The organism is Mesorhizobium sp. M7A.F.Ca.CA.001.04.2.1 (assembly GCF_003998485.1).
GTDB classification, from domain to species: domain Bacteria; phylum Pseudomonadota; class Alphaproteobacteria; order Rhizobiales; family Rhizobiaceae; genus Mesorhizobium; species Mesorhizobium ciceri.
Genome location: NZ_RZQT01000011.1, coordinates 64,051 through 87,754, shown reverse-complemented (window position 1 = coordinate 87,754; position 23,704 = coordinate 64,051). Strand labels below are relative to the sequence as shown.

General features: G+C 63.6%; 21 protein-coding genes and 1 pseudogene. 17 read left to right on the top strand and 5 right to left on the bottom strand.

Annotation, left to right across the window (positions count from 1 at the left end):
• The 5 genes and pseudogenes from EN955_RS06095 to EN955_RS06075 form a co-directional block, all read left to right on the top strand.
• A pseudogene (locus EN955_RS06095) lies at positions 1-195 on the top strand (branched-chain amino acid ABC transporter permease); the annotation flags it as partial.
• Positions 192-1,178 (top strand): branched-chain amino acid ABC transporter permease, encoded by a 987-nt coding sequence (locus EN955_RS06090; RefSeq protein ID WP_024502520.1) that lies wholly within the window; start codon positions 192-194, stop codon positions 1,176-1,178. The pseudogene EN955_RS06095 and the gene EN955_RS06090, both read left to right, overlap by 4 nt.
• A complete protein-coding gene (locus EN955_RS06085) occupies positions 1,175-1,879 on the top strand; it encodes an ATP-binding cassette domain-containing protein (RefSeq protein WP_024502519.1) in 705 nt (234 codons plus the stop codon). Before EN955_RS06090 ends, EN955_RS06085 begins: the two co-directional genes overlap by 4 nt.
• 2 nt (positions 1,880-1,881) lie before the next feature.
• Complete coding sequence (locus EN955_RS06080) at positions 1,882-2,583, top strand: ABC transporter ATP-binding protein (RefSeq protein ID WP_024502518.1); 702 nt, start codon at positions 1,882-1,884, stop codon at positions 2,581-2,583.
• A gap of 101 nt (positions 2,584-2,684) precedes the next feature.
• A complete protein-coding gene (locus tag EN955_RS06075; protein WP_245265311.1) occupies positions 2,685-3,833 on the top strand; it encodes a substrate-binding protein in 1,149 nt (382 codons plus the stop codon).
• A 48-nt stretch (positions 3,834-3,881) separates the two neighbouring features.
• On the opposite strand, the gene EN955_RS06070 is transcribed toward EN955_RS06075, so the two are convergent.
• Together EN955_RS06070 and EN955_RS06065 are read right to left on the bottom strand one after the other, a co-directional pair.
• Complete coding sequence (locus EN955_RS06070; RefSeq protein ID WP_024502517.1) at positions 3,882-5,528, bottom strand: acetolactate synthase large subunit; 1,647 nt, start codon at positions 5,526-5,528, stop codon at positions 3,882-3,884.
• An 84-nt stretch (positions 5,529-5,612) separates the two neighbouring features.
• Positions 5,613-6,950 carry an aromatic ring-hydroxylating dioxygenase subunit alpha gene (locus EN955_RS06065; protein WP_164752938.1) on the bottom strand — a complete coding sequence of 446 codons (1,338 nt, stop codon included), beginning with the start codon at positions 6,948-6,950 and terminating at the stop codon, positions 5,613-5,615.
• Between the two features lie 128 nt (positions 6,951-7,078).
• Here EN955_RS06065 and EN955_RS06060 point away from each other — a divergent pair, with 128 nt between their 5' ends.
• Positions 7,079-7,996 carry a LysR family transcriptional regulator gene (locus EN955_RS06060; RefSeq protein WP_024502515.1) on the top strand — a complete coding sequence of 306 codons (918 nt, stop codon included), beginning with the start codon at positions 7,079-7,081 and terminating at the stop codon, positions 7,994-7,996.
• 3 nt (positions 7,997-7,999) lie between these two features.
• Here the strand turns inward: EN955_RS06060 and EN955_RS06055 are convergent, their stop codons facing one another.
• The gene (locus EN955_RS06055) at positions 8,000-9,271 is read right to left on the bottom strand and encodes an FAD-binding oxidoreductase (protein WP_024502514.1); all 1,272 of its coding nucleotides are present in this window, start codon (positions 9,269-9,271) and stop codon (positions 8,000-8,002) included.
• Positions 9,272-9,466: 195 nt separating this feature from the next.
• Between EN955_RS06055 and EN955_RS06050 the strand changes: the two genes are divergently transcribed.
• The 7 genes from EN955_RS06050 (at position 9,467) to EN955_RS06020 (ending at position 18,226) form a co-directional block, all read left to right on the top strand.
• Positions 9,467-10,459, top strand: coding sequence for a membrane dipeptidase (locus EN955_RS06050; protein ID WP_081714235.1), 993 nt, complete (start codon positions 9,467-9,469; stop codon positions 10,457-10,459).
• A gap of 312 nt (positions 10,460-10,771) precedes the next feature.
• Positions 10,772-12,331 carry an ABC transporter substrate-binding protein gene (locus EN955_RS06045; RefSeq protein WP_024502512.1) on the top strand — a complete coding sequence of 520 codons (1,560 nt, stop codon included), beginning with the start codon at positions 10,772-10,774 and terminating at the stop codon, positions 12,329-12,331.
• A gap of 52 nt (positions 12,332-12,383) precedes the next feature.
• Positions 12,384-13,331 carry an ABC transporter permease gene (locus EN955_RS06040; protein WP_024502511.1) on the top strand — a complete coding sequence of 316 codons (948 nt, stop codon included), beginning with the start codon at positions 12,384-12,386 and terminating at the stop codon, positions 13,329-13,331.
• A gap of 28 nt (positions 13,332-13,359) precedes the next feature.
• The gene (locus EN955_RS06035; protein WP_032898893.1) at positions 13,360-14,199 is read left to right on the top strand and encodes an ABC transporter permease; all 840 of its coding nucleotides are present in this window, start codon (positions 13,360-13,362) and stop codon (positions 14,197-14,199) included.
• Positions 14,196-15,179, top strand: coding sequence for an ABC transporter ATP-binding protein (locus EN955_RS06030; protein ID WP_024502509.1), 984 nt, complete (start codon positions 14,196-14,198; stop codon positions 15,177-15,179). The genes EN955_RS06035 and EN955_RS06030 overlap by 4 nt, the downstream gene beginning before the upstream one ends.
• On the top strand, positions 15,176-16,150 hold the full coding sequence (locus EN955_RS06025) for an ABC transporter ATP-binding protein (RefSeq protein WP_024502508.1): 975 nt from the start codon (positions 15,176-15,178) through the stop codon (positions 16,148-16,150). Before EN955_RS06030 ends, EN955_RS06025 begins: the two co-directional genes overlap by 4 nt.
• 48 nt (positions 16,151-16,198) lie before the next feature.
• The gene (locus EN955_RS06020; protein ID WP_050580436.1) at positions 16,199-18,226 is read left to right on the top strand and encodes a CocE/NonD family hydrolase; all 2,028 of its coding nucleotides are present in this window, start codon (positions 16,199-16,201) and stop codon (positions 18,224-18,226) included.
• A gap of 17 nt (positions 18,227-18,243) precedes the next feature.
• On the opposite strand, the gene EN955_RS06015 is transcribed toward EN955_RS06020, so the two are convergent.
• A complete protein-coding gene (locus EN955_RS06015) occupies positions 18,244-19,146 on the bottom strand; it encodes a LysR family transcriptional regulator (protein WP_024502506.1) in 903 nt (300 codons plus the stop codon).
• A gap of 102 nt (positions 19,147-19,248) precedes the next feature.
• On the opposite strand from EN955_RS06015, the gene EN955_RS06010 reads away from it, so the two are divergent.
• The 3 genes from EN955_RS06010 to EN955_RS06000 all read left to right on the top strand — a co-directional run bounded on the left by EN955_RS06010 (position 19,249) and on the right by EN955_RS06000 (position 21,813).
• Complete coding sequence (locus tag EN955_RS06010; RefSeq protein ID WP_024502505.1) at positions 19,249-20,238, top strand: zinc-dependent alcohol dehydrogenase family protein; 990 nt, start codon at positions 19,249-19,251, stop codon at positions 20,236-20,238.
• Between the two features lie 212 nt (positions 20,239-20,450).
• Positions 20,451-20,753: a zf-TFIIB domain-containing protein gene (locus EN955_RS06005; RefSeq protein WP_024502504.1), complete on the top strand. Its 303-nt coding sequence runs from the start codon at positions 20,451-20,453 to the stop codon at positions 20,751-20,753.
• 73 nt (positions 20,754-20,826) lie between these two features.
• Complete coding sequence (locus EN955_RS06000; RefSeq protein ID WP_024502503.1) at positions 20,827-21,813, top strand: Tim44 domain-containing protein; 987 nt, start codon at positions 20,827-20,829, stop codon at positions 21,811-21,813.
• A 41-nt stretch (positions 21,814-21,854) separates the two neighbouring features.
• Here the strand turns inward: EN955_RS06000 and EN955_RS05995 are convergent, their stop codons facing one another.
• Positions 21,855-22,952: a lactonase family protein gene (locus tag EN955_RS05995; protein ID WP_024502502.1), complete on the bottom strand. Its 1,098-nt coding sequence runs from the start codon at positions 22,950-22,952 to the stop codon at positions 21,855-21,857.
• Between the two features lie 199 nt (positions 22,953-23,151).
• On the opposite strand from EN955_RS05995, the gene EN955_RS05990 reads away from it, so the two are divergent.
• On the top strand, positions 23,152-23,703 hold the full coding sequence (locus tag EN955_RS05990) for a MaoC family dehydratase (RefSeq protein ID WP_013533014.1): 552 nt from the start codon (positions 23,152-23,154) through the stop codon (positions 23,701-23,703).
• Position 23,704: the final 1 nt, after the last annotated feature.

Genomic DNA, 23,704 nt, shown 5'->3' with positions numbered 1-23,704 from the left:
GCCTTCTTCGTCGTCATTGTCGGCGGCGTCGGCTCGATCGGCGGCCTCGTCGCCGGCAGCGTCTTCGTCGGCGGGCTGACCAGCATCCTCAATTATCAGATCTCGCCGTCGCTGGCGCAGGCGGTCGTGCTGCTGGCGGCCATCGTCGCTGTCCGGCTTCGGCCCAACGGCCTGTTCAACGGAGCGTCGCGATGATCGCCCGCGACCGCAACTGGCTGCTGATCTTCGCCGCCTGCGTGGCGCTCGCGATCATCTATCCGTTCTTTGTCGGCGGGTATCAGCTGACCGTGATCCGCGACGCGCTGATCTTCGGCCTGTTCGCCGCGAGCCTCGACTTCTTCTGGGGCCGCACCGGAATCCTGTGTTTCGGCCACGCTGCGTTTTTCGGCATCGGCGGCTACATCATGGCGCTGATCACGCTCAACGATGCGATCTCCTTCGCCAGCCTGCTTGGCATCATCGGTGCGGTGGCCGGTGCGGCCTTGGTCTCCGCCATCATCGGCTACTTCCTGTTTTTCGGCGGCATCCGTGGCAGCTATTTCACTATCGTCACGCTGGCCATGGGCGTCATCTGCCAGCAGGCGGCGGTCTCCTGGAGCTCGGTCACCGGCGGCGACAGCGGGCTGATCGGCATTCCGCCGATTGCCTTCGATGTCGGCGGGCTGCACGTCGATCTCAGCCAGGACCTGCCCAGCTACATCTTCGTCTCGGCCATCGTCGCGGTGACCGTGCTGGCGCTGTGGTCGATCAGCCGTGGCCGCTGGGGTACGGTGCTGACCGCCATACAGGACAATGAAGTCCGGGCAGCAGCGCTCGGCCACAATGCGCCGTTGCGGCTGCTCGTCACCTTCGTCCTGTCGGCGGCGATCGCCGGCCTTGCCGGCGCGCTCTATGTCTGCATGGCGGGGTTGGTGGCACCGGATTTGTCCGGACTGCTTCTGTCGACGGAAGTCATCGTCTGGGTGGCGGTCGGCGGGCGCGGCACGCTGCTGGGGCCGGTGCTCGGCGCCATCTTCATCCAGCGTGCGCAGCAGACGATCAGCAGTTTCAACCCGAGCCTGTGGCCGCTATTGCTCGGCTGTGTCTTCGTCATCATCGTCTTCGTCCTGCCGGACGGCATCCTGTCGATCTACGCGCGACTGAAAGCCCTGTTCAAAGGCGGGAGGCGCGCACAATGAGCGACATCCTGCTCCAGGCCGAAAATGTCGGCATCCGCTTTGGCGGGCTGCAGGCGCTGGAGGCCCTGAACCTCACTGTACGCGACAAGGAACTCTGCTGCATCATCGGCCCGAACGGCGCCGGCAAAAGCACCTTCCTCAATGTGTTGACCGGTACGCTGCGCCCGACCAGCGGCAGCGTGCGCTTCCTCGGCCACGACATAGCCGGCCTGCCGCTGCATCGCATCGCCCGGCTCGGCATCGCGCGCAAGTTCCAGATCCCGTCCGTCTTCCCGAGCCTCTCGGTGGAAGACAATGTGAAGGTCGCCCGCTGGGGGGCGCCCTCGCCTGTGCGCCCGGTTGGCGAATTGCTGGAATTGGTCGCGCTGAGCAATCGCGCCGCCACACCGGCCGGCGAACTCGCGCATGGCCAGAAGCAATGGCTGGAGATCGGCATGGCGCTGGCAATCGAGCCGCGGTTGCTTTTGCTCGACGAACCCACCGCCGGCATGACGCCGCAGGAGACGCTGACGACGGCCGATATGCTGCTGCGCCTAAAGGGCGAGTTCTCGATCGTCGCCGTCGAACACGATATCCGCTTCGTACGGGCGCTGAACTGCGAGACGCTGGTGCTGCATCAGGGACGCCGCCTGCGCAGCGGTCCTTTCCACGACGTCGAGACCGACGAGATGGTCCGCGACGTCTATCTGGGGAGGCGCTGATCATGCTGCGGACAATGGCGGTGTCAGCCGGCTACGGCCCGCTCCCGGTGCTGAACGGCATCGACCTCAGTGTCGCGCCGGGCGAAGTCGTCGGCCTGCTCGGCCGTAACGGCGCCGGCAAGACGACGCTGCTGCGCGTCATCGCCGGCGGCTTGCGGGCGAGCGGTGGCGCCGTGGTTCTCGGTGAAAAGGACCTCACGAACGCGCCAGCTTTCCGCCGCGCGCGGGCAGGCATCGCGCATGTGCCGCAGGGGCGCGGGATCTTCAACCAGCTGACGGTGCGGCAAAACCTGGAGGTCGGTACCCGCGCTGCCAAGGACCGTGGCGACGGCGGCATTCCGGTCGACATCTTCGGCTATTTTCCGATCCTGCGCGAGCGCGAAGCGCAGGTCGCCGGCACGCTTTCGGGCGGCCAGCAGCAGATGCTGGCGATCGGCCGCGCGCTCTGCGGCCTGCCGTCGGTGCTGCTGCTCGATGAGCCTTCGGAAGGCATACAGCCGAACATCGTGCAGTCGATCGCCGAGCTGGTGCCGCGCATCGCGCGCGAACGCAGCATCGCGATCGTGCTGGTCGAGCAGAATCTCGATCTCGTTCTCAAGGCATCGGACCGCTGCCTGGTGATGGAGAAGGGCAGGATCGTCCATGAAGGCGCGCCGGAGGCGTTCGCCGACGAGACCCTGCTGAAGGATCTGTTGGCCCTATAGGGCGCCTGAAGCGCGCCTGGGAGCTTGTTGACTTGTAAGGCGTGCATGGGGCGCGCCTGGGACTGGAAGGGAACACAACAATGATAAGCAGAAGAACTGTCTTGAAATCCGGCGGCGCCGCGGCCGCTTTCGCCATGGTCGGTGCGCCGTCGGTCCTGCGCGCCGCCGACACCGTCAAGGTCGGCCTGTCGATCCCGATCACCGGGCTGCAGGCGATCCTCGGCGAGACGCTGCTCAATTGCTACAAGCTCGCCGCCGCCGAACTGAACGCCGCCAATGGCATTGGCGGGCGCCAGGTCGAGTTGTTCATCGAGGACAACCAGACCACGACCAAGGGTTCCATCGACAAGGCGCGCAAGCTCATCAACGAAGACAAGGTCGACGTGGTCATGGGCACGATCATTTCGCCGGAGCGAAGTGCTACGCTGTCGGTGACCTCGAAGGCCAAGAAGCTGTTCTTCTACCCAACCAATTTCGAGGGCGGCGAATGCAACCGCTACTTCGTCGCCACCGGCCCGATCCCGATGCAGCAGGTCGACCCGATGATGCCGTGGGTGGCCGAGACCCTCGGCAAGACCATCTACGTCATGGCCTCCGACTATGCCTGGCCGCAGAAGATGACCGAGGCGATCACGGCGGCTTACGAAAAGGCCGGCGGCAAGATCATCGGCGCCGACTACTATCCGTTCGGCACCACGGATTTCGGCCCGGCCTTCCAGAAGATCAAGTCGCTGAAGCCCGATGTCGTCTGGTCGATGGTGGTCGGCAACGACGCCGTCACCCAGCTCAAGCAGTATCGCAGCTTCGATATCAAGCAGCCGCTGATCGCACCGCTCGACGAGGTCTTCAACAAGGACGCGCTGCCGCCCGGCGTCGCGGCCGGCACCTACGCACCGCAGCCTTACTGGATGGCGCTCGACAATCCGGTCAACAAGAAGTTCATCGCGAGCTTCCGCGAGAAGTTCGGCAAGGAGAAAATGGTCAACGGCATCGGCGAGGCCGGCTACAACGGCCTGCATCTCTACGCCCTGGCCGCCGAGAAGGCCGGATCGCTGAAGGACGATGATGTGCTCAAGGCGCTGCCGACGATCGAGTTCGACGCGCCGCAAGGCAAGATCCGGGTCGATGCCAGCAACAACCACACGCTCTGCCATTCCTATGTCGGCAAGGCGGCCGCAGACGGCATCAGCTATGAAATCGCCAAGGATTTCGGCACCATCGCGCCGGTCACGCCTTACTGCAAGCTGTAGGAGCTCCGGCAACGGCTCCAGGCAATCCTGACGGCGGCTTTGCCGCCGTCAGCTCGCTTGCGGCGCCGGCAGCCGTTCGCGCAATTCGTCGACGAGCACCCTGGTGTTTTCGGAATAGTCGATGGGCACGACGACGAGGTGCACGCCGCCGCCGGTGAAGGCCTGTTCCAGCGCCGGCCGCAAGTCGGCGATCTCCGTAACCCTGGTCCCCCTGGCGCCATAGGCCTCGGCATATCTGACGAAATCGGGATTGCCGAAGGTCATGCCGAAATCCGGGAATTCGTCGACCGCCTGCTTCCAGCGGATCATGCCATAGGCATGGTCTTCGAGCAGCAGAACGACGAGGTTGAGCTTGAGCCTGACGGCGGTCTCCAGTTCCTGGCTGTTCATCATGAAGCCGCCGTCGCCACAGATGGCCATGACACGGCGCTGCGGATAGAGCAGTGCCGCCATCATCGCCGACGGCAGGCCCGCGCCCATGGTGGCCAGCGCATTGTCGAGCAGGATCGTGTTTGCCATGCGGGTGCGGTAGTTGCGCGCGAACCAGATCTTGTACATGCCGTTGTCAAGGGCAAGAATCCCATCCGCCGGCATCACGGCGCGGACATCGTGCACGATGCGCTGCGGTGTGAAGCGATCTTCGGTGGCGCGCGCGGCGATTCGGCTCAGAATGCCTTCCCGCAGCGGCAGCAAGGCCTGTGCATTGGGGATCTTGCCCTCGATGCGGTCGGCCAGCAGCGCCAGCGAAGGACCGAGGTCGCCGACGATTTCGGCTTGCGGGAAATAGACCTGCTCGACATCGGCTGAATGATAGCCGACATGAATGACCTTCGGCCCCTTCGCCCCCATGATGAAGGGCGGCTTCTCTACCGTGTCGTGACCGACGGTGATGATCAGATCGGCCTGTTCGATGGCCTCGTGCACATAGTCGCGCTCCGAAAGGGCTGCCGTTCCCATATAGAGCTCCGTGCCGCCAGGCACGGTGCCCTTGCCCATCTGCGTGGTGAAATAGGGAATTTGCGTCCGCAGCACGAACTGGGCGACATCGGGAGTCACGCGCGGTCGCGACGCCGCCGCACCAAACATCAGCAGCGGACGCCTGGCTTCCGTGATCATACGGGCGGCGCGATCAAGCGCGCCCGGGCTGGCCAGCGGCAGTTCGACCGGATGCGTTGGCACGAGTGCTACCGGTTCACACTCGGCCGCCGCAATGTCTTCCGGCAATTCAAGATGTACGGGGCCGGGACGCTCTTCCTGGGCGACACGGAAAGCTTCGCGAACCAACGAGGGGATCATCTTCGGCGAGACGATCTGACGCGACAGCTTGGTCAGCGGCTTCATCGCCGCGACGATGTCGACGATCTGGAAGCGCGCCTGCCGGGATGACAGGATGCCTTTCTGGCCGGTGATCATGATCATCGGCATCGCGCCGAGCAGCGCATAGGCCGAACCGGTCGAAAGGTTGAGCGCGCCCGGGCCAAGCGTGGTGATGCACACACCCGGCTTGCCGGTAAGCCTGCCATAGGTGGCGGCCATGAAAGCGGCTGCCTGCTCGTGGCGGGTCAGGATCAGCTGGATCGAGGAGCGGCGGATGGATTCGACGATATCGAGATTTTCTTCGCCCGGAATGCCGAAAATCCGCTCGACCCCTTCGTTCTCGAGGGCCGCGACGAACAGATCCGAACCTTTGGTCATGACCACCTCTCCCGCAACATTCCGTCGGCCACCTTCATATGGCATCGGAACGCGACGCCTCAAAGAGGCATCTTCGGCTGCGGGTCAGAGGCGCGTGTTGCAGCTCGCCGCTTTCGGCGAGGCGAAAAGTTCCTTCGGTGCAGACCATTGGCTGATCGGTGCGCCGCGCGTGCCGGTGATCAGCGAACGCAGTTCTGACAGATAGGTCTGCACGAAGAACGAGGTCTGGCTTTCCAGCGGCGTATAGGGACCCGGCCGGTAGGCGCGCGACATGATGCCGTTGGCATTGTCCTCGGTGATCTTCTTGTCCTGCACGGTGGTGACGTCCCACATCCAGCTGATCGCATCGGCGTCGACGTCGTTATCGGCATCCTTGTCGACGAGCCATGTCAGGATGACGTCTGTTTCCATGGCGTTGCGCGGTATCATCTGGAACAGCGTGACATAATCATTGGCAGCACTTGCAAACGACAGGCGTCCGAGGCGGAAGCCGCTTTCGCCACCATCATAGGCGTGACGGCCGCCCATCAGGCATGAGACCCCCTCGCCCGTATTGGACAGCGTGTTGCGGCCGGATCCGATCGGCTTGCGGTGCATGGCAAACGGCATCGTGTCGAGGTCGCCAGCCTGCCACGCGCCCTTGTGGAACTCGGCATCGCCGATGACGCTGTGCCAGGCCTCGATTTCATTCTGCCACTCGACCGCCTTGTCGGCGTCGCGGGTCGCGGTCACTTTGACATGGCCGTTGACGCGGTAATATTCGGGGTGGGCCGGCCGGCAGTGATAGCATTCGAGGAAGTTCTCGAGCACCAGCTTCCAGTTCGCCTTGGTGAGATAGTTCTTGCGCGCGACGATGCGTGCACGGTCAAGGCCGTTTTCGCGCAAGCCGCCGGTCAGCCCGTCCGCGACAGGCTGGATGTCGGGCAGCGAATTGGCATCGAGGCCGCAGAACACGAGGCCGCCGAAATGCTTGCAGGGCACGCGGTGCAGTCCCAGCGCATCCGGATTGACGCTTTCCGGTAGATCCTGCCGTGACTGCAACTCGCCGGTCAGCCTGAACGACCAGGCATGGTAGGGGCAGACCAGAAGCTTGCCGCGACCATCCTTGGCGCAGAGCCGCGAGCCGCGATGGGTGCAGATATTGTAGTAGGCCGCGATGTCCTCCTCGCCATCGCCGAAGCGCACGACGATGATCTCCTCGTCGAAAAGCTGGCGCACGATGTAGCGGCCCTTTTCTGGGACCTCGCTGGCATGGGCGACAAGCATCCATTGGCGCGGAAACCACAAATCCCGTTCCAGCGCGAAGATGGCAGGGTCCGCGTAGAAGGCCTGTTCCAGCGACCAGTCCGGACGTTGCCGGTCGATCAGCCTGACGGTCTCGCTTCTGTCGATAGGCTGGCTGTTCGATGTGTAGGCCTGCACGGCAAACACCTTTCTGCTCGCTGGCGTTCGAATGACGTTTCGATAGAGTGTGCGATGCGGAAAGGCTTGCAGCAAATACAGAAATGATAGACCTTCATATCGAAAAGGCATGAAAGCAGGTTTGGATCGTGAAAACCCTCAAGACATCGCTTCCCCTGCTGAACGCCATGGTCGTCTTCGAGGCTGCCGTCAGGCATGGCGGGCTGACGCTGGCCGCACAGGAGCTCAACATCGCACAATCGGCGGTCAGCAGGCATGTCGCCAATCTCGAGCGCCAGCTGTCGGTCGAGCTGTTCACGCGCAGAGGCAACCGCGTCGCCGTCACCGGGGCCGGCAACACGCTGGCCGAAGCGATCCGCGAGGGTCTCGGCACCATCAGGCAAGCGGTCGAGGATTTGACCGCGCACGACAGCGATACATTCGTGGTCGGCTGCAGCCACGACTTCGCGCAGGCATGGCTGATGCCGCGCTTCGGCCTCATCACATCGCAGGTTGCCGATGGCCGCGTGCTGCTGCAGACATCCACCGACTACAGGGATTTCGACCAGCCTGAAGTGGCATTGTCGATCCGTTTCGGCGAAGCCGGGCAATGGCCCGAATTCGTGACCGAAAAACTGCTCGAGGGTGAGTGGTTCCCGGTTTGCGCGCCCGCGTTCCTGGCGCGTTATCCGGCGCTCGCCTCGGAAGAGCCTGAGGCTTTCCTGGCAGTGCCGCTGCTGCATCAGGTGACGCCGCCGGGCGCGATCGACAGTTGGCAATCGTGGGTCGGAACCGACCGGAAACTCGACGGACCTCGGTTCACCGGCTACATGTCGATGATACACGAAACCATCGCCGGGCGCGGCGCGGCGCTCGCCTGGGCGGGATTTGCGGACGAGCATCTGCGCCGCGGCCAGCTCGTCCGGCTGACCAAGACCTCTCGGCGCCACGCCGGCTCCTTCCACATCGTCATGAGGAAGAACGCCGGCCCGGTTGTCAGGGCGGTGGCGCAGGCGCTGCTCGGCAGCGTCGGCGACAGCTTGCAGGCAAGCGCCGGGGGCAGCTGACGATCAGGCCTCGCGACCAAACCGCGACGCCTCGTGACGCGCGCCCCAGACCGGCATGGCGGCTTCGATTTCAGCTTCCGACTTGAAAGCATCGGATGCGTAGCGGTCGACACGGAACCGCTCGGCGGAAACGAACGGGGTCTGCCCGAGAACCAGTTCGCAAGAGAGCCGGCCAAGACCCGGCCCATGGGTGACGCCGCTCTCATTGTCGCCACCGACGACCACGATATTGTCGCTGCCGGGGACTTTGCCGACGATAAGGTTGTTGTCGGGCGTGTAGCACGGCACGCCTTGCGCCCAGCTCGCGATCCTCGAACCGCGCAGCGGCGGGAACACCGTCTGCAACTCGGCAAGCTCCTGCTCGGAGGTTTCCTGCATCAGCCCGATATTGTGCGGCTGGCCGGGTTCGATTTCGCTGTCGTTCGTCTTGTAGAGAGGTTTGTAGTGCCGGCCGGTTCCCCACATGACGGCGCCGAATGTCTCGCGCAGCCACAGCCGCAATTCGCGGCACTGGACGGTGGGAATGGTCGATGGCAGCCCACGGTCGTCGGTGACGATGCGCGTTGCAACGACGCGCAGCAGCGGCAACTGCCAGCCAAGGCCTGACAGGACCTGGTTGTTCCAGGCGCCGGCGGCAACAATCACGCCATCAGCCTCAAGGCCGCCCTGGTCGGTCTCGATCGTCACCCGGTCGCCGGCATCATGGACGGCAGTCACGCGTGTGTTGCTGCGGAAGACGCCGCCGAGCTCGCTGATCTGGCCGGTCAGCACCCCCATCGCCAGCTTGGTGTCGAGCTGGATGCCGTGCGGATTGTAGGCCGCCGAATGGACCCGGGCCGGATCGATGAGGCCCTGCATCTTCTGCCCGATCTGCACGGCATCCAGGTCCTGCATTTCCGGCGGCGCATAGGGAGAATCCAGCACCGGGCGGACGAAGCGTTCGCGCCCGTCCTCGGTCAGCGCCATGATCAAGGTGCCGTTCGGCCGATAACCAATCTCGGCGCCGACCTCGTGCAGCCTGCGATAGAAATCGAGGCCATATTGCTGCAGCTGAAAGCCCTCTTCACCGAGCGGGATCATGCCGGCGGACCAATGGGAGACGAAGCCAGCACCGGCGCTTGTGGTTGCGGCACCCGGCTGGCCGGCATCGATGACCGTCACCCGGCGCACGCCGGACCGCAGCAGATGGAAAGCCGCGCTGCAGCCGATGATGCCGCCGCCAATCACCGCGATATGCCTGCTATCGCTGCCGCCATGGCTTCCGTTTGAACTCATCTTTGTTCTCCCTTTTGCCGATGTTCCGGTCGGAGCGACATACAGCGACGGCGACCATACAGGCTCGTCCCGGACTGTCTAGACACATGTGTCTGTGGCCTGATACTTGATGCGCACTGCATCTGGATCACACGTCCGGAACGCCGCTTGATCCGGCTTTCCGTTGTGTTGTGTCGCCGAGAGAGCGAGGAAAAAGTGAGCGTTTCGACAGCCGCCCAGGCCATTTTCGACAGTGAAATCATATGGGACGCGCATTCCGGCTTCATGCCGGACCCGGCGGCGGACCTGAACAATCTGCAGATCTGGCGCGACGCCGGCATCGACTATCTGTCGATCGATGTCGGCTTCGACCTGTTGCCCTGGGAGCAGACCGTGCGGACGCTCGCAAATTTCCGCCACTGGATCCTTGCCAATCCCGAGCACTACACGCTGGTCTCCTCCGTCGCGGAAATCCGCAAGGCCAAGCTTGAAGGCAAACTGGCGATCACCTTCGACATCGAGGGCATGAACGCGCTCGACGGCCGCGTCGAGATGGTGGAGTTCTATCACCGTCTGGGCGTCCGCCAGATCCTGTTTGCGTACAACAGGAACAATCTGGCCGGCGGCGGTTGCCACGATGTCGAGACCAGCCTGACGGCGTTCGGCCGCGAGGTCATCGACGAGATGAACCGTCTCGGCATGTTCGTCGACGTCACCCATACCGGCTATCGCACCTCGATGGAGGTGATGGAATACTCCAACCGGCCGGTCATCTTCTCGCACTCCAACGCCAAGGCCTTGTGCGGCCATGGCCGCAATATCACCGACGAGCAGATCAAAGCCTGCGCGCGCACCGGCGGCATCGTCGCGATCGTCGGGCTCAATCGTTTCCTAGGAGAGGGACGCACGGACTCGGACAGGCTGGCTGACCACATCGAATATCTCGTCGACCTGGCTGGCCCAAATCATGTCGGCATCGGACTGGACTACGCCTTTCCGGTTGATGTCAAAGGCATCGACCGCATCATTTCCGACAATCCGCAATTCTGGCCCAAGAGCGAATATCCGGAGGGGGCGACGACCTACGCGGCTCCAGGTCAGATGCGCGAACTGACCGAGGTTCTTCTGCGCCGCGGCCAGTCCGAGCAGACCGTGCGCGATGTCCTGGGCGGCAATTTCATGCGCCTGGCGGCTGAAATCTGGAAGTGAGCGGCGGCGGAGAGGCCTATCTCCGCTACAACTCTTGATCCAGGCCACACCGAATGGCGGGCCAGGCCATATCGTCTGCGCGATCACATTCCGCCCGTGACTTGCCCAAGTCGACGCGCCGGCGGCGGTCGGAACAGATGTCGAGATTTTCCGCAAGATCGTCCGTATCCAAGATTCGGACGTGCCGGCAAAATTTTCGCTAGACATAGATGTCTATTATTAGCAGTTTTAGCGGACCGACACATTCGGCCCGGCTTGGAGAATGGCCTGCGGCCTGAAAACAAGACAACGAAAACAGCTGAGGGGTAGAGCATGTCCATTCTAGCCGACACCAGGGTTTCGCGCCGCAGCCTGCTCGCCGGAGCCGGCGCTTTCGGCCTCGCCTCAATGGTCAATCCAAAAGTTTCCTGGTCGAGCGACGGGCCGATCCTCAAGGTGCGCTCCTACGCCGACATCCAGACGCTCGACCCTTGCTTCCGGCTGGCGGCGCCTGAAGGCGACATCACCAGCGTCATCTTCGCCGGCCTCGTCGTCACCACGCCTGGCGACAGCTGGGGCTGGCGGCCGATGGCGGCGGAAACGATCAAGCAGCTCGATCCGCTGACCGTCGCCTTCCAGCTGCGCGACAATATCGGCTTCACCGATGGCTACGGCCAGATGACGGCCGAAGACGTGAAGTTTTCGATCGAACGCATCGCCGACCCAGCCAATAAGAGCCCCTATTCCGGCGACTGGGCAACGCTCAAGGAAGTCGAGGTCAAGGACAAGCTGTCGGGGCTGATCCACCTGAAACAAGCCTTCGCGCCGCTGTGGACGTCGACCTTGCCGACGCCGTCCGGCACCATCCTGTCAAAGCGCGCCATCACCGAGCTCGGTGGCAAGATGGGCGTCAAGCCGGTGGCTCAGTCAGGCCCCTACATCCTGAAGGAATGGCTGCCCAAGCAGCGCACGGTGCTGGTCCGCAATCCCGACTGGAAATACGAGCAAGGCGCCTTCGCGGAAATCCACATTCATCCGATCGAGGACGAGAAGACCGCCGAACTCGGCTATGAGGCCGGCGACCTCGACTACACCTGGACCGCGGTCTCCTCGATCTCGCGCCTGAAGCAGACGCCGCCGCCGAAGACGACAGTGGTGGAGAAGCCTTCGCTGGCCTTTGTCTGGCTCGGCATGAACCAGGATGTCGCTCCCTTCAACAATCCCAACATGCGCCGCGCGGTTCAGTACGCCGTGGACCGCAAGGCGGTGGTCGATGCTGCCTATTTCGGCGCCGCCGCAACCGCCACCGGCATCATCGCGCCCGGCTTGCCCGGCCATCGCGAGAAGAACCTTTTCGATTTCGACCCGGACCGCGCCCGCGACATGATCACCAAGGAAGGATTGGCCGGCACGACGATCACGCTCGACATCCTCAACAAGACCGAGCGGCTGACCGCGGCGCAGGTCGTGCAGTCGAACCTGCAGGATGTCGGCCTCAATGTGGAGATCAAGCAGAACGACAGCGGCACCTTCTGGACGCTTGGCGCCAAGGAAGGCGACTACTGGAAGAAGCTGCAGATGATCATCAGCCGCTTCTCCATGCAGCCGGATCCGAGCTGGGCGACTGCCTGGTTCACCCGCGACCAGATCGGCGTCTGGAACTGGGAGCGGTTTTCCAGCGAGGAATTCGACAAGCTCAATGCCGAAGGCATGGTCGAGCTCGACCCGGCGAAACGCGATGTCATCTACAAGAAGCTGCAGGACCTGATGGAGGAGAACGGCAACTACGTTTTCCTGACGCATGAGGTCACCGGCATCATGAATCGAGACACGCTTGTGGCCGGCCTGAAGCCGAACGGCGAACCCGTGTTCACCGACTTCAAACCGGCATGATGTCGGCGGGCGGGGCTCGCCCCCACCAAAGACCGTCCGACAGGTACCGAAAATGATCCGCTACGCCCTCAAGCGTCTGTGGCTTGGCGCCATCATCATCAGCGTCGCTATGATGATGATGTTCGCCATGGTCTACCTCATTCCCGGCGACCCGGCCTCCGTCGCGCTGGGGCCACGCGCGACGCCGGAGATGATGGAGGCGCTGCGCGTGCGCATGGGCCTCGACCAGCCGGTGTGGCGGCAGTTCCTGCACTTCTACGGATCGGTCCTGCGCGGTGACCTGGGCACCGAGGTTCTGTCGAACCGGCCGGTGCTGGACGTGGTGATGGAGCAGCTTCCGTTCACGCTGGCGCTGGTGGTCGGCGGCATTACCTGGTCGGTGGCGCTTGGCATCCCGCTTGGCTGTATCGCCGCGGTGCGCCGAGGCGGCTTTGTCGATCAGGTGATCGGGGTTCTTTCGGTGGCGATGATCGCGGTGCCGTCCTTCGTCGTCGCCATCTATTCGCTGCTGGTGTTCGCGGTCGCACTGCAATGGCTGCCGGCGATCGGCGCCGGCGAACCGGGCGACCTCACCAGCCGGCTCCAGCACCTCATCCTGCCGTCGCTGGCGGTCGGACTTGGCTGGATCGGCTACATCTCGCGCATGGTGCGCGCCTCGATGCTGGAGACGCTGGAGGCCAGCCATATCCGCACGGCGCGCGCCTTCGGCCTGACCGAAAACAGGATCGTCTACACCTATGCGCTGCGCATTGCCGTGCTGCCAACGATCACCCTGCTCGGCGTCGGTATCGGCCACATGCTGTCGTCTTCCGTTTTCGCCGAAATCGTCTTCGCCCGCCCCGGCATCGGCAAGCTGGTCTATGAGGCGATCTCGGTGCGCAACTATCCCATCGTCTCCGGAGCCGTGCTGGTCACCACGGTCTTCTTCGTCCTCGTCAACGTAGCAGCCGACATCCTCGTCGGTATCTTGGATCCCCGTGTCAGATCAGGTTTCAACTGAGCTGCCATTCCGCAGCTTCCGTCTCGGCATGATATGGCGCACCGCGCGCCGCATCATGTGCGAGCCGCTGGGCGCCGTCGGCCTGACGCTGGTGACGGTGGTGGTGCTGTCGGCGGTCTTCGCCAGCTTCCTGACCAGCTATGCGCCGAGCAAGATATCGCCGGCCGAACGCTTCGCTTCGCCGAGCCTGCTGCATCTGCTCGGCACCGACCACCTCGGCCGCGATCTTCTCACCCGGGTGCTCTATGGCGGACGCGTCGCGCTTTTGATCGCGCTGGGCGCGACAGCGGTGTCGCTGGTTGTCGGCGTCGTGCTGGGGCTGATCGCCGGCTATGGGCCGCGCTGGCTCGACAACGTGCTGCTGCTGATCTTCGACGCCGTGAAGAGCTTTCCCACCGTCATGCTGGCGCTGACGCTGGTCACCCTGTTCGGCCCCTCGCTCTATGCGGTGGTGCTGGTGGTGATGCTGGTCAATGTGCCGGGCTATGCCCGCATCATCAGGACGCAGACGCTGGTGCTGAAGTCGGCCGAACATGTCATGGCGGCGCGCTCGATGGGCGCCAGTGCCGGCCGTATCCTGCGCGTCCATATCCTGCCCAACATCATCGGCCCGATCCTGATCCTGATATCGATGGACATTCCCGTGGTGGTGGCGATCGAGGCCGGCATGAGCTTCCTCGGGCTCGGCGTGCGGCCGCCAACGCCGAGCTGGGGCGCGATCCTCAATGACGGCTTTGCCAACATCCGCGATTCCTACTGGATCGTGATTGCCGGCGGCCTGCCCATCGTGCTGACCACACTCGGCTTCACCTTCTTCGGCGAGACGCTGCGCGACCTCTTCGATCCCCGGCTGAAGGGGCGGTCATGACGGTTCTCGCGATCAAGGATCTGAGCGTCGCCTTCCACACCGAGAGTGGGCGACTGGAGGCGCTGAAGCAGGTGAGTTTTTCCGTGCCGGCCAACCGCAGCGTTGGCGTGGTCGGCGAATCCGGCTGCGGGAAGTCGACGCTCATCAACGCCATTCTCGGCCTGCTCGCCGACAATGGCGAGATATTATCGGGCGAGATCATCTTCGAGGGCGACAAGAACCTTGCCCGGCTCGACCCCACCGCGATGCGCGGCCTGCGCGGGCAAAGGATCGCCACCGTTTTCCAGGACCCGATGGGTGCGCTCAACCCGGTGCTGTCGGTGGGGCGGCAGATGCGCGACATCCAGTATCGCTCGGGTCTGTCGAAGCGGGACAAGGATGCGCGCTCGGTCGCCATGCTGCGCAAGGTTCGCATTCCCGATCCGGAAAGCCGGCTGACGCAGTTTCCGCACGAATTCTCCGGCGGCATGAAGCAGCGCATCGCCATCGCCATGGCGCTGATGATGGAGCCAGCGCTGCTGATCGCCGACGAGCCGACCACGGCGCTCGATGCGACGCTGGAGGTGGCCACCATCGAACTGCTCAAGGATCTGCAGCGCGACATCGGCTGCTCGGTGCTGTTCATCTCGCATCATCTGGGCGTGATCGCCGAACTCTGCGACGATATGATCGTGATGTATGCCGGCGAGGTGGTGGAAAGCGGCACGACCCGCGAGATCTTCCACGACGCCCGCCATCCCTACACGCAGAAGCTGCTGGCCTGCGATCCCGCCCGGCTGTCGCAGCGTGTGTCCCGGCTGCCGACGATTGCCGGGACCTTGCCGGACCTGCGCCGCCGACCAAGCGGCTGCGTCTTCCAGCCGCGCTGCGATCGCGCCGACGCCCAATGCCTGACGACGCCTCCCAGCGCCCCTGTCGGCGGATCTCATATCGCCCATTGCTGGCACTCGGACGTTCCACTGGGGGCCATGGGCGCATGAACGAAGACCTGCTCCGTGTCAGCGACCTGCGCGTCTCGTTCCGGGTTGGCGGCCTGTCCGCCAGGCTCGCGGGGCGGGCCACCGAAATCGAAGCGGTCTCCGGCGTCAGCTTCACGCTTCAACGAGGCAGCACCTTCGCGCTGGTCGGCGAATCCGGCTCGGGCAAGACGACGCTGGCGCGCACCCTCAACGGTCTTCAGCCGGTGAAAGCAGGCACGATCGTGTTCGAAGGACAGGAACTGCAAGGCCTGTCCAACGCCGCGATGAAACCGGTGCGGCGGCGCATGCCGATGATGTTCCAGGATCCGGTCGGATCGCTGTCGCCGCGGCTCAGCGTGCGCTCGCTGCTGTCGGAGCCTTTCGTCATCCACGGTTTGTCGGATCGCGATCTCAACGCTGAAGTCACACGGCTTCTTGCGCTGGTCGGGCTGCCGCGCGATTTAGCCGACCGCTACCCGCACCAGCTATCCGGCGGCCAGGCGCGCCGCGTCGGCGTTGCGCGGGCGATCGCGCTGGACCCGGTGCTGGTCGTCGCCGACGAGCCGACCGCCGGCCTCGACGTCTCCGTGCAGGGAGAGGTGCTGAACCTGCTCAACGACCTGCGCGACCGCATGGGCCTGTCGATGCTGATCATCACCCACAATCTGCATGTCGTGCGCCAGATCGCCGACCGCATGGCGGTGATGTATCTCGGGCGCTTCGTCGAGCAGGGCGAAACCGAAGCGATCTTCCGTGCCCCGCATCATCCCTATACGGCGGCCCTTCTGTCCGCCAACCCCGAGCCCGATCCAGATCGGGTGCACCAGCGCATCACGCTGCCGGCTGACGTTCCGTCCTTGCTGGCGCGCCCCTCAGGCTGCGAGTTTCACACACGCTGCCCGCAGGCCGAGGGCCGTTGCGCGCTGGATGTCCCCGTCCCGGCCTCGGTCGGCGACAGCCGTCTAACCTGCCATTTCCCGCTGAACACATAAGGATCGCCACCGGCGCAAGTGTCGGCCGGGGCGTTGAGAGGAGCCGCCATGCAAGATATCCGCATCGTCACCGATTTCCCGCGCAAAATCCGCGAGATCGAGAATTTGTGGATTCCGATGCCGGATGGCGTCAAGCTGGCGGCGCGTGTCTGGCTGCCGGAAGACGCGGAGAGCGATCCCGTGCCAGCGATCCTCGAATATTTGCCCTATCGCAAGCGTGACGGAACGGTGGAGCGCGATGCGCTGACGCATCCCTATTTCGCCGGTCACGGCTATGCCGGCGTGCGGGTCGACATGCGCGGCTCGGGCGACAGCGAAGGACTGTGCAAGGGTGAGTATCTGAAACAGGAGCAGGATGACTGCCTGGTGGTCATCGAATGGCTGGCGAGGCAATCCTGGTGCTCGGGAAGCGTCGGCATGATCGGCATCAGCTGGGGCGGCTTCAACGGGCTGCAGGTCGCGGCCCGCCGGCCGCCGGCGCTGAAAGCCGTCGTTTCGCTGTGCTCGACCGACGACCGCTATAACGACGACGTGCATTATCTCGGCGGCGCGATGATGTGCGACAATCTGATGTGGGGAACCACCGCCTGGGCCATCGCCATGACCCCGCCCGACCCGCTCATTGTCGGCGACCGCTGGCGCGATCTTTGGAAACAACGGCTGAATGGCAATGGCATCTGGATGCAGGACTGGTTTGAACACCAGCGCCGCGACGATTTCTACAAGCACGGTTCGATCTGCGAGGATTATTCCGATGTCGAAATCCCGGTCTACGCCGTCGGCGGCTGGGCCGACGGTTACCCCAATCCGATCTTCCGGATGCTGGAAAAGCTAAGCGGTCCCCGCAAAGGGCTGATTGGACCCTGGGGCCACAAATATCCGCACTTCGCCATGCCAGGACCTCGCATCGGCTTCCTGCAGGAGTGCCTGCGCTGGTGGGATCAATATCTCAAGGGCATAAACACCGGCATTGCCGACGAGCCGATGCTGCGCGCCTGGATTCAAGATCCCGCACGGCCGGCGGCGATCTATGACGAGCGGCCCGGCCGCTGGGTCGCCGAGCCGGCTTGGCCGGGGCCGGGGGTCGGCGAAAAGGTGCTGAACCTTGCGCCGCATGTGCTGAGCGAGGCCAGGGGCGAAGACACGATCCTGGAGATTTCATCGCCGCAGACGGCCGGCCTGTCGTCCGGCGCCTGGTGCGGTTATGGCCTCATGCCTACCTTGCCGGTCGACCAACGCACGGAAGAAGGCAATGCCCTGATCTTCGAGACGGCGCCGTTGACCGAAGCGGTCGAGATCCTCGGTTTTCCCGAATTCGAGGTCAAGCTCTCCTCCGACAAGCCGGTTGCGCTTCTGTCCGCCACGCTGTCGCAAGTGTTCCCGGAAGGTGCTGCCTCGCGCATCAGCTACGGCATCCTCAATCTGAGCCATCGCAACGATGATCTGGACATCGTACCCATGGTGCCGGGCCGGGCGGAGACCGTCCGCATCAAGCTGCGCTGTTGCGGGCAGCGTTTCGAGGCTGGCGAGCGTATCCGGCTGGCACTGGCGACATCGCATTGGCCGATCGTCTTTCCGACCGCCGAGCAGGCGACGCTGTCGATCCATTGCGGCGACAGCCGGCTGATCCTGCCGGTGCGCGCGCCGCAGAAGCTGGACGACACGCTGGGGGCCTTCCTGGCTCCGGAAAGCGCCGCGCCGATGGAACAGGAGGTTTTGGCCAAGGGCGACGGTTTTCAGCGCTCGGTTTCGACAGACCAGGTCACCAGCGAGACCGTCTACCAGGTCGTCAATGATGGCGGCACGGTGCGGCATCCGCATACGGGAATCGTCCTTTCAGCGAAGCATGTCGACCGGTTCTCCATTCACCCCGACGACCCGACCTCGGCGGTCGGCACCTGCACCTGGGAAAAATCCTATGGCCGCGGCGACTGGCAGGCGCGCCTTTCAGTGACGGCGACGGTGTGCGCGCTGCGCGACGTCTGGCGGATCGAGACCCACATCACTGCCCATGACCGAGACGAGCGGATCGTCGACCGCAGCGAGGTCAAGGAGTATCGGCGCGATCTCAACTGAGCGGCGGCGATTGTCAATCAGGCCATCGATTTCGGCAAGGCGACGGCCAGCGCATCGACGGCCAGCCGCACCTTCAGCGGCAGATGCGGTGTCTGCAGCCAAAGCGCGTGGCAGTCGTAGAGATATCGCGGCTGGTCCGGCAACAGCGCCATCAGCGCGCCGGCCTGAATGCGGTCGCGTACCAGCCACCAGGGCAGCCAGGCCAGCCCCATGCCGTCGGCGGCCGCGTCAGCGATGGCATCGAGATCGTCGAGCCGCAGCCGTCCGGTTGGCGTGATCTCGAGCGTGGGTTGCCCCTCGCGCACAAACAACCACGGCTGAACGACCTGGCCGAGCCGGCGGTAGACAATCGCCTGATGGTCGGCGAGATCCTCGATCCGCTGCGGCTCGCCATGAATTCTGAGATAAGAGGGTGCCGCGCAGACGACCATGCCCTGACGTGCGACGCGACGCGCAATCACCCCCGCCTTGTCGTCAAGAGTGCCGGTGCGGATGGCGAGATCGTAGCCGTCCTCGGCAAGATCCGCGAAGCGGTCGGTGAGCGACAGGTCGAGTTCCAGCATCGGATATTGACGAGCCAGCTTCAGCAACACGGGGGTCACGCAATGGCGCCCGAAATGCGCCGGCATGGTGACCCGCAGTTTTCCACGTGGCTCCGAAAACTGTTCGGCGGCGAGCGCATCGGCGGCTTCGGCCTCGGCCAGCACCACCCGACAGCGTTCATAGTAAGCGCGGCCGAAGTCGGTCAGGCTCTGCCGTCGCGTGGTCCGGTTGAGCAGCCGCACGCCCAGCCGCTCCTCGATAAACCGGACATGCTTGCCGACCATCGGTCCGGAGAGGTCGAGCGCGACCGCCGCGGCCGCGAACGAGCCGAGATCGACCGCCTTGACGAACACGGCCATGCTCTCAAGCCGATCCATATTCGGAACACCTGGTTTCTACTGTTCTTCTCCTACAGCCATTTATCCTCGACAAGACCGGCTGCATAGCTCATTCGGTTCTGATGATTTGGAGTATCCCGAATGACACGCGTAGTTCGCTTTCACCAACATGGTGGTCCCGAGGTTCTGCGCATCGAGGATGTCGCGCTTTCCCCACCGGGTTCGGGCGAAGTTCAAATCCGGGTCAAGGCACTCGGCCTCAATCGCGCCGAAGCGCTGCTGCGCGCGGCTTCCTATATCGAGACGCCGACGCTCCCCTCGGGGCTTGGTCTTGAAGCGGCGGGCGTCATCGAGGCTATTGGTGTCGGCGTGAAGGATTTCGCGCCGGGCGACAGCGTCAGTGTCATCCCGCCGCAATCGATGATCCGCTGGCCGGCCTATGGCGAGTTTGCCACCTACCCCGCCGGACTTGTCGTCAAGCATCCGCCGTCGCTCGACTGGCAGACGGCAGCGGCCGTCTGGATGCAGTATCTCACCGCCTATGGCGCGCTGATCGATATCGCCGGGCTGCACAGCGGAGACCACGTGGTGATCACCGCAGCCTCGAGCAGCGTCGGGCTTGCGGCAATCCAGATCGCCAACAGGGTCGGTGCAACAGCGATTGCGGTGACGCGGACATCGGCGAAGAGGCAGGCCCTGCTCGATGCCGGCGCGGCTGAAGTCGTCACCTTGGCCGAGGAGGATTTGGCGGCACGGCTGAATGAGATCGCAGGGCCTGAAGGCGTGCGCGTCGTGTTCGATGCGGTCGGCGGCCCGATCTTCGAGCCACTCACAGCGGCCATGTCGCGTGGCGGCATCCTCATCGAATATGGCGGTCTCAGCCGCGAGCCGACGCCATTCCCGCTGCCAGCGGTGCTGAGCAAGACGCTGACACTGCGCGGCTACCTCGTCCACGAGATCACCGGCAACCCTGTGAAACTCGAGGCCGCCAAGGCGTTTATCGTCGAAGGTCTGGAGCACGGAACGCTGAGGCCGCTCATCGACAGGACCTTCGCGTTCGACCAAATCGTCGAGGCGCACCGCTACCTGGAGTCGAACGAGCAGTTCGGCAAGATCGTAGTGACGATTTGAATCGTGGTGACTGCCTGAGCAACGCTGGCGAACAAATCATTCTTGCAGGGCAATATCGACCTTGAAGCCGCGGCTTTGCATCCCTAACTGTTCGGTGCGGGCCGGGCCCCTCTGACTGTCGCTTTTGGCGATTGTGATGTCGGACCGCTTTAACGGGCCCGTTTCCATTCTTTCGGTCAAGCGGGCTCATTCCTTTCGGTTTGGAGCCCCGTATGACATCTACTTCCCTCCTCGGTATGGTTTGCCCCTCCTGCCGCGTCGCGCTCGTGATGAGCGAACGCCAGGGTATCGAAATCGATTACTGTCCGCAGTGCCGCGGCGTCTGGCTTGATCGAGGAGAACTCGACAAGATCATCGAGCGTTCCGGCAGGGAAGCGGCGCCCGCACCGCAGCCACAGCCGGCAGCATTCTCCCAGCCACAACATGGCCAGAGCCGCGATGACGATTATTCCCGCTCGCACGGTCACCGCTATCCGAAGCGGAAGAAATCATTCTTCGAAGAGTTGTTCGACTGACCGCATGACGCCCGACATCCAGGCCGGCGCTTGCTGAAACTTCCGAAACCACATCGACAAAGGTTCATCTCCGATGATTTCCCGCACCAGCCGATTTGCAGCTCTCTTTGCAGGACTGTTCCTTGCATTCTCCATGGTTGCGATGGACCATGCCGAGGCCCGTCGTGGCGGCAGTTTCGGCAGTCGTGGCATGCGTACGTTCCAATCGGCACCGCCGACCAGGACGGCCCCAGCACCGGCCGCTCCGGTCGAGCGGTCGATGACGCCCAACACCGGTGTGAACAACGCGGCCCGGCAGCCGCAGGCCGGCCTGCAGAGGCCCGGCTTCATGAGCGGTTTCGGTGGAACGATGATGCGCGGCCTGTTGCTCGGCGGCCTGTTCGGCCTGCTTCTGGGTCAGGGCTTCGGCGGCCTGGCCGGCATGTTCGGTTTCCTGCTTCAGGCCTTGCTGATCGGTGGCGCGATCATGCTGGCCATCAGGTTCTTCCGCTCGCAATCCGCGCGCGGCCCCGCGCCGGCGCTCGCCGGTGCCGGCAATGCCCAGGCTTCGCGATTTGAGAACCGCTCAACGGCAGGGCAGCAGACTGCAGGCTCCTTCACAATTCCCGGTTTCGGCGGCGGTTCAGGTGGAGGCTCTCCGGCCGCCGCCTCCGAGGAGATCACGCTGGCCCAGACGGATCTCGACGCATTCCAGCAGCTGCTGACCGATGTCCAGGAAGCATTCGGGCGCGAAGACCATGTCGCTCTGCGCCGGGCGGTTACACCCGAAATGGTATCCTATCTGTCGGAAGAGTTGGCCGACAATACCCAGAAAGGTCTCAGGAACGAAGTGACTGATATCACCTTGCTGCAGGCCGACATCGCGGAAAGCTGGCGCGAGGATGAGCGCGACTACGCCACGGCCGCCTTGCGCTACGAATCTCGTGACGTGACGCGCGAACGGGCCAGCGGCAAAATCGTCGCGGGCGACGATGGTCATCCGACAGAGACGACCGAGCTGTGGACTTTCGTGCGTGAGAATGGATCGAACTGGAAGCTCTCGGCAATACAACAGGCTTGAGCCTCGGGCGATTTTTTCCGAGGTTTCGCAGTTGTGGGCGTTCAGCGCACGATCTTGACGCACATCGGCGTGCCGATCTCGATGGCGCGCCCGGTGTCGGTCAGTATGCCGCTGTCGGCGTCGCGGGCGAAGATCGAAATGCGGTCGCCATTCTGGTTGGCGGAAAACAGATGGCCGCCTGACGGCGTCAGCGCCAGGTTACGCGGGGTCGCGCCGCCGCAAGGGACATAGCCGACGAGGCTGAGCGATCCTGTCTGCTGGTCGACCGCCATGATGACGACGCTGTCATGGCCGCGGTTGGAGCCGTAGACAAAACGGCCATCCGGTGAGATCTGGATATCGGCGCAGTGGTTGCTGTCGCGTGCCTCGGCCGGCACCGCCGGCTTTGCGTCGATGATCGAGAGCTTGCCGGTGGCTTCATCCAGCGTCATCGACACGATGGTCGAATCCAGTTCGTTCATGACGAAGACGAAGCGTCCGTTCGGATGCAGTGCGAGGTGGCGTGGACCGGCGCCGGATGGCAAAGCGGATTCGGTTAGCTTGGCCAGATTGCCCTCGCGCTCGATCCGGTAAGACACCAGCCGGTCGATGCCGAGGTCGGCGACGATGGCTGTTCCCCCGCCGATGGTTTCGGTGACGCTGTGTGCATGCGAGCGTTCCTGCCGCGCCACATTCGGGCCGCTGCCCTCATGCGAAACGCTGGCGAGCGGCGCCGACAAGGCGCCGTTCTCTTCGAAGCCATAGACAGCCACCGCGCGATCCGGGCCGCCCTCGCCCATGCCGTAATTGGCGACCAGCAGTTTTGTCCCGTCGCGGGTGATGGTGTTGTGGGCGGCTATGCTGCCGAGCGACGGTTGCTTGTTCAGATAAATGAGCGTCCCCGAAGCTCGATCGAAGCTGTAAGCTGAGACGGTGCCCTCGCGCCAGGTGAACACTTCCGAGTTGGCGTAGATCCGCGAGCCGTCCGGTGTCACCGAGAGGAAGGTCGGATTGTCGACGTCGTTGGTCTCGGCCAGTTTTCGTGTTTCCAGCGTCGTCTCGTCAAAGCTGTAGACGCTGAGGCCGACGCCCCGAGCGCCCTGAAAATACGGCGCCTCGCGGTTCAGGCTGCCGACAAAGACCAGACAATTCTCGCGCATGATTTCCTCCCCTACCCGCCTGCGCTTTGGCGCGCGGGAGCAGCCAAAATTTCGCCTGTTCACGCTTGCAACGCAACCCCATATGTGAAAATACTATTTACAAAAGAAGATTGACGGGAGGAGACGTCTTGTATTTCGACGCCTTGATGCGTTTTCCGATAGCTGTGACGTGCCCCATGCAGGTCTGGCGATGCCGACCATGAACGATTTCGCACCTACCGTCGGCGTCGCCTCGACGCATCCCAAGAACATGCCCGGAGATCACGCCGCGCTGCCGGTGTGGAATGCCGAGAACTGGTTCTACGAAGACTGGCCCGTCGGCCAGAAGATCCGCTCGTTGCGGCGCACAATGGCCGAAGGCGACAGCCATTTGTTCAACACGCTGGTGCTCGACATCCACCCCTATGTGCAGGACCAGATGTTTGCCGAGAACGAAGGCATTTTCGGCAAGCGGCTGATCGCCGGCGCCTTCGTCTTTTCGGCTGGCCTGGGGCTGGTCGCCACCAACTGCGTCAATGCCTTCTCCTATGGCTACGACAAGCTCCGCTTCATAAAACCCGTCTTCATTGGCGACACGATCTATTCGATCCGCTCCAACCTCGACAAGAAGCCCCGCTACAAGGAAATGGGGCTGATCCGCGCCAGCTACGAGGTGTTCAAGGGCGAAGGCGAGTTGGTTCTCTATTGCGAGCATCTGCAGACGGTGAAGTACCGCAACCCGGCCGACTTCGTCGGCAAGACGGAGAAATAGC

What these genes read in the sequence shown, in the direction of transcription:
- EN955_RS06090 (WP_024502520.1), top strand. Translation starts at nt 192, where the DNA reads ATGATCGCCCGCGACCGCAACTGGCTGCTGATCTTCGCCGCCTGCGTG.
- EN955_RS06085 (WP_024502519.1), top strand. Translation starts at nt 1,175, where the DNA reads ATGAGCGACATCCTGCTCCAGGCCGAAAATGTCGGCATCCGCTTTGGC.
- EN955_RS06080 (WP_024502518.1), top strand. Translation starts at nt 1,882, where the DNA reads ATGCTGCGGACAATGGCGGTGTCAGCCGGCTACGGCCCGCTCCCGGTG.
- EN955_RS06070 (WP_024502517.1), bottom strand. Translation starts at nt 5,528, where the DNA reads ATGACCAAAGGTTCGGATCTGTTCGTCGCGGCCCTCGAGAACGAAGGG.
- EN955_RS06055 (WP_024502514.1), bottom strand. Translation starts at nt 9,271, where the DNA reads ATGAGTTCAAACGGAAGCCATGGCGGCAGCGATAGCAGGCATATCGCG.
- EN955_RS06045 (WP_024502512.1), top strand. Translation starts at nt 10,772, where the DNA reads ATGTCCATTCTAGCCGACACCAGGGTTTCGCGCCGCAGCCTGCTCGCC.
- EN955_RS06040 (WP_024502511.1), top strand. Translation starts at nt 12,384, where the DNA reads ATGATCCGCTACGCCCTCAAGCGTCTGTGGCTTGGCGCCATCATCATC.
- EN955_RS06035 (WP_032898893.1), top strand. Translation starts at nt 13,360, where the DNA reads ATGATATGGCGCACCGCGCGCCGCATCATGTGCGAGCCGCTGGGCGCC.
- EN955_RS06030 (WP_024502509.1), top strand. Translation starts at nt 14,196, where the DNA reads ATGACGGTTCTCGCGATCAAGGATCTGAGCGTCGCCTTCCACACCGAG.
- EN955_RS06025 (WP_024502508.1), top strand. Translation starts at nt 15,176, where the DNA reads ATGAACGAAGACCTGCTCCGTGTCAGCGACCTGCGCGTCTCGTTCCGG.
- EN955_RS06020 (WP_050580436.1), top strand. Translation starts at nt 16,199, where the DNA reads ATGCAAGATATCCGCATCGTCACCGATTTCCCGCGCAAAATCCGCGAG.
- EN955_RS06015 (WP_024502506.1), bottom strand. Translation starts at nt 19,146, where the DNA reads ATGGATCGGCTTGAGAGCATGGCCGTGTTCGTCAAGGCGGTCGATCTC.
- EN955_RS06010 (WP_024502505.1), top strand. Translation starts at nt 19,249, where the DNA reads ATGACACGCGTAGTTCGCTTTCACCAACATGGTGGTCCCGAGGTTCTG.
- EN955_RS06005 (WP_024502504.1), top strand. Translation starts at nt 20,451, where the DNA reads ATGACATCTACTTCCCTCCTCGGTATGGTTTGCCCCTCCTGCCGCGTC.
- EN955_RS06000 (WP_024502503.1), top strand. Translation starts at nt 20,827, where the DNA reads ATGATTTCCCGCACCAGCCGATTTGCAGCTCTCTTTGCAGGACTGTTC.
- EN955_RS05995 (WP_024502502.1), bottom strand. Translation starts at nt 22,952, where the DNA reads ATGCGCGAGAATTGTCTGGTCTTTGTCGGCAGCCTGAACCGCGAGGCG.
- EN955_RS05990 (WP_013533014.1), top strand. Translation starts at nt 23,152, where the DNA reads ATGAACGATTTCGCACCTACCGTCGGCGTCGCCTCGACGCATCCCAAG.